The following is a 6,772-nucleotide window of genomic DNA, read 5'->3' on the forward strand; positions in this document are numbered from 1 at the left end:
CGGTAGGCGCGCCACACCTTCTCGCGCGCCTTGCCGTCGCGCGCGTACGTCATGAAGGGGAAGTAGTCGGGGTAGTTGGAGGTGAGGACCACCTTCCCGTTGGCGCCCGGCTTGTGGGCCTCGAGGAAGTCCTGGGGCAGCCCGGCGAGCTCCTTCGGGTCCAGCTCCACCTTGCGCACGTCCTCGGCGATGTTCTGGTTGAAGCCCTGCCCGAGCTTGAGGATCTCCTCGTTGAGCGTCTTCACCCTGGCGCGCGTGGCGTCGTCGCGGTCCACGCCGAGACGGCGGAAGTCGAGCAGGGTGCGCTCCATCCAGTAGCGCGTGGCGGCGTCGGACTGGGAGAGGTCCACGGCGGAGAGGGCGTCGTAGACGCCGCGGTCCTGGGAGATGTCGACGTTGAGGGCGTCGGCCTGCTGCTCGCACGCGCGGGCGGCGTCGCGGAAGGCGGCGTTGGGGTGGACCTCGCGGGCGACGCTGGAGCGGTTGAGGGCGGCGCTGAGGGCGGCCGTGGCCTCGTCATAGGCCTCGAGGACGGCCCGGCCGTCGGTGGCGGGCTCGAGGGACTTGAGGACGGCCACCTGGGCGCGGGCCTTCTCCAGGTCCGCCGTGCAGGCGGCGTTGAAGGCCTCGAGCGAGCCGGAGAGGGCCTTGGCCCCCTCGGGAGGAGGCAGGGACTTGCGGGCTTCGGCCTGGACGGAGGAGGGCTCGGTTTTGGGCATGGTGGAGTGGGAGCAGCCGCCCAGGGTGAGGGCGGCCGCGAGCGAGAGCACAGCGATTCTCAAGACGACTCCTTCTGCGGGTGTACGGGGCGGCGGACTCTAGCGCGGGTCTCGGGGCCGGTCAGGGAGGAGCCGAGGGTAAAGAGCCGGGGTAGAAGGGGCCTGGTTGGACCACCCCTGAAAGACAAGGCATGTTCCCCTCGAAACCCCACCGAATCTCCCTCGGTGTCGCGGCCCTGGTCGTGACACTGGTTTCCGTTGTCGCTCTCGCTCAGGCGGGAGGCCCGGGCCGCTGGCCGTATGCCGGCGCCGACCTCCACAACACGCGCAGCGCCGAGCACGAACGGCGCATCAGCCCCCAGACGGCGCCCAACCTGTACGTGAAGTGGGTCTTCACGGCCGAGGGCGACGTCTCCGCCACTCCGGCCGTGGATGGGGCCGCCGTCTACTTCCCCGACTGGGGCGGCTGGCTGCACAAGGTGGAGGCCGCCACGGGTGCCCGCATCTGGTCCCGACAGATTTCCGAGTACACGGGCGTGCCCGGCAGCCGCTCGCGCAACACCCCGGCCCTCCACGACAACACGCTCTATCTCGGCACGCTGAACGGTGACTTCCTGGCCGTCGACGCACGCACCGGAAGCCTGCTCTGGAAGACCCATCCCGAGTCGCACCCGACGGCCGTCATCACCCAGTCGCCCATCGTCTTCGGCGACCGGGTCTACGTGGGAATCTCCTCGTACGAGTCGAACTACGCGGCGGACCCCTCCTTTCCCTGCTGCTCGTTCCGCGGGAGCGTGGTCGCGATGGACGCGCGCACCGGCGCGGTGGTGTGGCGGACCTACTCGGTGCCGGAGGGGTACGCCGGCGGTAGCGTCTGGGGCAGCACGCTCGTGCTCGACATGAAGCGCAAGTCCCTCTACGTGCCCACCGGCAACAACTACGACGTGCCCGACGCGGTGCGCGCGTGCGTGTTGAACGCCCCGGACGACGCCACCCGAGCGGCGTGCCTCGCGCCGGACAACTACTTCGACTCCATTCTCTCGCTCGACGTGCGGACAGGGGCCATCAAGTGGGGCCGGAAGCTCCATCCGTATGACATCTTCATCGTGACCTGCCTCATCCGTCCCGAGGACTGCCCCCCTCCCGGCGGCCCGGATTATGACTTCGGCCAGGGCACCATCCTCTTCCGCGCGCAAGGCCCGGACGGTCGCCAGCGCGAGCTGGTGGGCGCGGGTCAGAAGAGCGGCATGTACTGGGCACTCGACCCGGACACCGGAGCCACCGTGTGGAGCACCCAGGTGGCGCCCGGCTCGGTGGGCGGCGGCATGGTGTGGGGCTCGGCCATGGCGGACGGGCGCATCTACACGGCCAACGTCAACTTGGACAACCTCCCCTACCCCCTCCCCAACGGTGGGACGAGCTCCTGGGGCAGCTTCGCGGCCCTGGACGCCGCGACCGGGCAGAAGCTCTGGCAGACGCCGGATCCGGTGGTGGGCTCGCACGACCTCGCCCCGGTGTCGACGGCGAATGGCGTCGTGTTCGGCTGCTCCATCGACCCCCTGGGCCACATGTACGCGCTCGACGGCCGGACCGGCGCCGTCCTGTGGACCTTCGTCAGCGGCGGCTCCTGCAACGGGGGCGCGGCCGTGGCGAACGGGACGGTGTACTGGGGCTCGGGCTACTCCAACTTCGGCGTGGGCACCCCGAACAACAAGCTCTACGCCTTCACCGTGCCGTAGGCGCGGGAGGCCTCGAAGCGGCGGGTGCGCGAGCCCGCGCCCCGCGCGCTCCGAGGTCCGCAGCCGGCGAGCGGCAGGGCGGGCGCGAGGAGCAGCAATCGGGCGACGGTACGGCGGAGCTTCCGGCGGGTCGTGGTCATGTCGTGGTGTCTCGAAAACCCGCCGGCCCCCAGGCAGGGCGAGTCTGGCACGCGGCGTCGGGGCGCGTACAGGTCCAAGGCGTGCGCCCCGTCCACCCGGCTCGGTGCTTCGAGCTGTTGCCCTCCGAAGACGGGCACGGGAGAGTCCCCGCCGGGTCGGCCCCAGCTCACGAGGGCACCAGGAGGCACACAGGGTGAAGCTGCGAAGACTGGGGCGATCGGACATCGAGATCTCCGCCGTTGGGTTGGGGTGCTGGCAGTTCTCCGAGGGCTTCGGCCTCGCGGGCGGCTTCTGGGAGGCGCTGCCCGCCGAGACGGTCCAGGAGATCATCGACGCCTCGTTGCTCGGGGGCATCAACTGGTTCGACACCGCCGAGGCCTACGGGAATGGCCGCTCGGAGCGTGCGCTCGCCGCCGCCCTCACGCGTCTGGGGAAGAAGCCCGGTGACGTCGTCGTCGCGACGAAGTGGTTGCCCATCCTGCGTCTCGCCTCCAACCTCGGGAAGACGATCGACGAGCGGCTCGCGTGCTTGAGTCCCTTCGCCATCGACCTGCATCAAATCCACCAGCCCTTCGCGCTCGCCACGGTCGCGGCCCAGGCCAACGCGATGGCGGACCTCGTCGAGGCGGGGAAGATCCGAACGGTGGGGGTCAGCAACTTCTCCGCGAAGCGGATGCGCGCGGCCCACGCCGCGCTCGCGCGCCGGGGCATCCCGCTCGTCTCCAATCAGATGCCTTACAGCCTCCTCGACCGGCGCATCGAGTCGAGCGGGGTCATGGCCGCCGCCAAGGAGCTCGGCATCACCCTCATCGCGTACTCCCCGCTGGCGCAGGGCCTGCTCTCGGGCAAGTTCCACGATGACCCCTCCCTCATTCGCGGCCGCACGGGCCCACGCAAGTACCTGCCCGGCTTCCGTGCCAAGGGGCTCGAGCGCAGCCGCCCGCTCGTCGACGAGCTCCGGAAGATCGCCACCGCCCATGGCGTCACCGCGTCGCAAGTCGCGCTCAACTGGCTGGCTCACTTCCACGGGGACACGGTGGTCGTCATCCCAGGCGCGACGAAGCGGCGCCACGCCGAGGAGAACGTCGGCTCGATGGGATTCACCCTCTCGCAAGCCGAGCTGGGCCGCATCGACGAGCTGTCGCGGCAGTTCCGCTGAAGGGTGTCCACGCGGATGCCCACACCGCTCGAAGGGGGGCCCGCCGGGCTCGTTCGTCAGCAACTTGTCCACTTAGTGTACAGGTTGGTGAAGCTCGAGGCCGGGAGGGGGCGGTTTTCGGGGGCCGTGGCGGGGGCAGGGCGGACGCCCTGGCGCTGTTCGTCGCCCCTGCAGGACTTGCTTCGGAAGACGATGGCTTGGAGTAAGGGTCTCCTCATGCCCATGCGAATTGGCGTCATCGGAACGAAGTGGGGCCTGATGCACGTGGGGGCCTTTCGCGCGGCCGGAGCCGAGGTCGTCGCGCTGTGCGGCCAGAACCTGGACCACACGCGCGAGGTCGCCGCACGGGAAGGCATCCCCCTGGCCACGACGAGCGTGCGAGAGCTGTGCGCGGTGGTGGATGGGGTGGTGGTGGCGAGCCCGGACGCGCTGCACCGGGAGCATGTGGAGGCGGCGCTGGACGCGGGCCGGGCGGTGCTCTGCGAGAAGCCCCTCACGCGCACCGAGGCGGAGGCGCGGGCCCTGGTCGAGAAGGGTAGGAGTGCGAAGCGCCCCTTCGCGGTGAACTTCCCCTACCGGATGCTCCCGCCGCTCCAAGGGCTGCGGGCGTGGCTGTCGGAGCACCCGGCGCGCCACCTGGTCATCACGGTGCGCAACCACTTCGTCCCCACGGACGCGCTGGAGCCCGGGGCCCATGTGGGGCGCTCGGCGGACTTCGGGGGGCTCTCGCACCTGCTGGACGCGGCGCTGTGGCTGACGGGGGCGTCGCCCACCTGGGTGCAGGCCTCGCTGTCCGGCCGCCCGGTCCACACGGCCGCGCTGCACGTGGGGCTCTCCAGCGGCGCCGTGCTCGTCCTCACGCAGGCGGCCTCCCCGGAGCCGGGCTTGCACGGGGGCTGGTCGCTGCTGGGCGAGGACTGGGAGGCCGGTTTCTCCGGAGGCTTCGTCCCCGCGCGCGAGGGCTGGTGCGTCTCGCCCGTGCGGTGCTTCGAGTCCGGTGCGTGGAGAGACCTCGCTCCGGGCCTCGAGCCCAGGCCGGGAGCGCGAGAGCCCTGGGCCGAGGCCCACGTGGAGACCGCGCGCCGCTTCCTCGCGATGCTCGCGGGGACACCCACCCCGGCGGTGGGTCTGGGGACGGTGGAGGAGGCGGCCACCGTGCAGCGCCTCCTCTCGGCGGCGATGGCCTCGGAGGACGAGGGCCGCCGCATCCCGCTGGACTGAGTGCGAGGGTCCCGTCCGCCCACGTACACTGTGTCGAGCCGTGCGCTTCCGGCTCCCTCCGGAGGCTCCGTCCGGTGCTCACTCAACAGGGCGGCGTCTCTCTGGCCACGACATGTTGCGCGTGGCGCGTCCCGACCCCCAGTACTCTGCGCTCTCAACTCCTGGCGCAGATGTGCTTCAGGCATACACACACCCGGGGTTGAGGCCCTCTCGGACTCAGAGAAGAAGGGGTTTCTTACAGCACAAGTTCAGGTTTATACTGCTACTCAAGCAAATCGTGAGCGGGTGTGCTGCCTGTAGGGACACATCGCACAGAGAGGTGCCCATGCTCTCCGCCGTGAAGTCGTTCTCCGCTGGTGAGTCGTTCTCGTCGAGAGAGGTGCCTGTCCTCCAGGGTCCCAGCCTGTCGATGCTGCGGATTCCCGCCACCTGGCCCTCGGCGCCGAGCATGCACGCCCGGTCCATCGAGCGGACCACCCGGGCCCGGGCGCTGGAGGTGAAGCTGCTGCCGAGGGTGCCGTCGGTGCTGCGACGCTTCGATGCGAGCCAGTTCGGCCTGCTCGCGGCCTACGCCTACCCGAAGGCGACGCGGGAGCGGCTGGAGCTGTGCAACGACTGGCACGTGTGGCTCTTCCTCTTCGACGACGAGGCCGACGAGTGCGCCGAGGTGGGCCAGCGGCCGGCGTACCTCCAGGAGTACATGGAGGCGTGCATGGAGGTGCTGCGCGGCGGGGCCCTGCGCACCCGGGCCCGGCCGCTCGAGCGCTTCACCTACGACATCCGCCGGCGCATGGAGCGCCTGGCCAGCGAGTCCTGGCTGTCGCGCTTCGCCGATGACGTGGAGAGCTACCTCTTCCAGGGCACGCTGGAGGCCTCGCGCCACTGGACGGCCGGCACCGTCCCCGACTTCGACGCCTACCTCACCCAGCGCGCCGAGGACTCGGGCATGTACACGTGCGTGGACCTCGTGGAGTTCGGCCAGGAGGGGCGCGAGCTGCCCGAGAACCTGCTGGCGACTCCCGAGCTGCGGCGGATGCGCGAGCTGTGTACCCGGGTGGTGGCGCTGAGCAACGACCTCTTCTCCTACGAGAAGGAGGTGCTCTGGAGCCGCAACCCGAACAACCTCGTCCACGTGCTGCAGGTGCACCAGGGGCTCGGCCTGGAGGCGTCGGTGGCCGAGGCCATCCAGGTGGTGAACGCGGACGTGGAGTGCTTCCGGGCGTGCGAGGAGCGGCTGCTCCAGTTGGGGCTGCTCGACGATGCGCGGGTGGCCTTCTACGTGGACGGGATGAAGGCGTGGATGCGGGGCAACGTGTGCTGGTCCCTGGTGACCGGGCGCTACTGCTCGCCGACCTCGCCCTTCCCCGAGCTGCGCCGCCCGTAGGTCCGGGCCGCTGCTCAGGCCGTGGGCAGGTGCTCCCGCACGACGCCGAGCCAGTACTCGCGTCCGTAGTACTGGCTCATCTTCCCGAGCCGCTGGCCATCGCGGAACAGCAGGAAGGTGGGGATGCCGTACAGCCCGAAGCGCCGCGCCAGCTCCTCGTGCTCGTACGCGTTCACCTTCACCACGCGCATCCTCGCGCCCTCCAGCTCGGAGAGCAGCGAGGGCTCCGCCGCCGCGTAGATGTCGCAGTTGGGGCAGCCGGGGCCCCAGAAGTCCACCACCACCAGCTCGCCCCGGGGCTCCAGCACCAGGGCGTCGAAGTTCTCCGGCGTCGCGTCGTAGCTCACGGGATGTGCCATGGCCCCTCCCAGTAACGGGGTCGCGTGCGCGCTTCAACTCACGGGACGAG

The 6,772-nt window shown here is 70.4% G+C and carries 6 protein-coding genes and 1 pseudogene; 4 read left to right on the plus strand and 3 right to left on the minus strand.

Annotated features, from left to right (window positions below):
- Positions 1-782, minus strand: a pseudogene (locus tag VF697_RS12220) (peptidase M3); the annotation flags it as partial.
- A 179-nt stretch (positions 783-961) separates the two neighbouring features.
- Here VF697_RS12220 and VF697_RS12225 point away from each other — a divergent pair.
- Positions 962-2,458, plus strand: coding sequence for a PQQ-binding-like beta-propeller repeat protein (locus VF697_RS12225; protein WP_331094491.1), 1,497 nt, complete (start codon positions 962-964; stop codon positions 2,456-2,458).
- Here the strand turns inward: VF697_RS12225 and VF697_RS12230 are convergent.
- The gene (locus VF697_RS12230) at positions 2,437-2,598 is read right to left on the minus strand and encodes a hypothetical protein (RefSeq protein ID WP_331094493.1); all 162 of its coding nucleotides are present in this window, start codon (positions 2,596-2,598) and stop codon (positions 2,437-2,439) included. The two genes, VF697_RS12225 and VF697_RS12230, sit on opposite strands and share 22 nt — an antisense overlap.
- A gap of 194 nt (positions 2,599-2,792) precedes the next feature.
- On the opposite strand from VF697_RS12230, the gene VF697_RS12235 reads away from it, so the two are divergent.
- From VF697_RS12235 to VF697_RS12245, 3 genes are all read left to right on the plus strand, one after another.
- Positions 2,793-3,758, plus strand: coding sequence for an aldo/keto reductase (locus VF697_RS12235; protein ID WP_331094495.1), 966 nt, complete (start codon positions 2,793-2,795; stop codon positions 3,756-3,758).
- Positions 3,759-3,974: 216 nt separating this feature from the next.
- Positions 3,975-4,979 carry a Gfo/Idh/MocA family oxidoreductase gene (locus VF697_RS12240; RefSeq protein ID WP_331094497.1) on the plus strand — a complete coding sequence of 335 codons (1,005 nt, stop codon included), beginning with the start codon at positions 3,975-3,977 and terminating at the stop codon, positions 4,977-4,979.
- Positions 4,980-5,304: 325 nt separating this feature from the next.
- Complete coding sequence (locus VF697_RS12245) at positions 5,305-6,363, plus strand: terpene synthase family protein (RefSeq protein WP_331094499.1); 1,059 nt, start codon at positions 5,305-5,307, stop codon at positions 6,361-6,363.
- Between the two features lie 14 nt (positions 6,364-6,377).
- Here VF697_RS12245 and VF697_RS12250 read toward each other — a convergent pair whose 3' ends face one another.
- On the minus strand, positions 6,378-6,722 hold the full coding sequence (locus VF697_RS12250; protein WP_331094501.1) for a thioredoxin family protein: 345 nt from the start codon (positions 6,720-6,722) through the stop codon (positions 6,378-6,380).
- Between the last annotated feature and the right edge of the window lie 50 nt (positions 6,723-6,772).

This window comes from Archangium sp. (assembly GCF_036388035.1).
Lineage (GTDB): Bacteria > Myxococcota > Myxococcia > Myxococcales > Myxococcaceae > Archangium.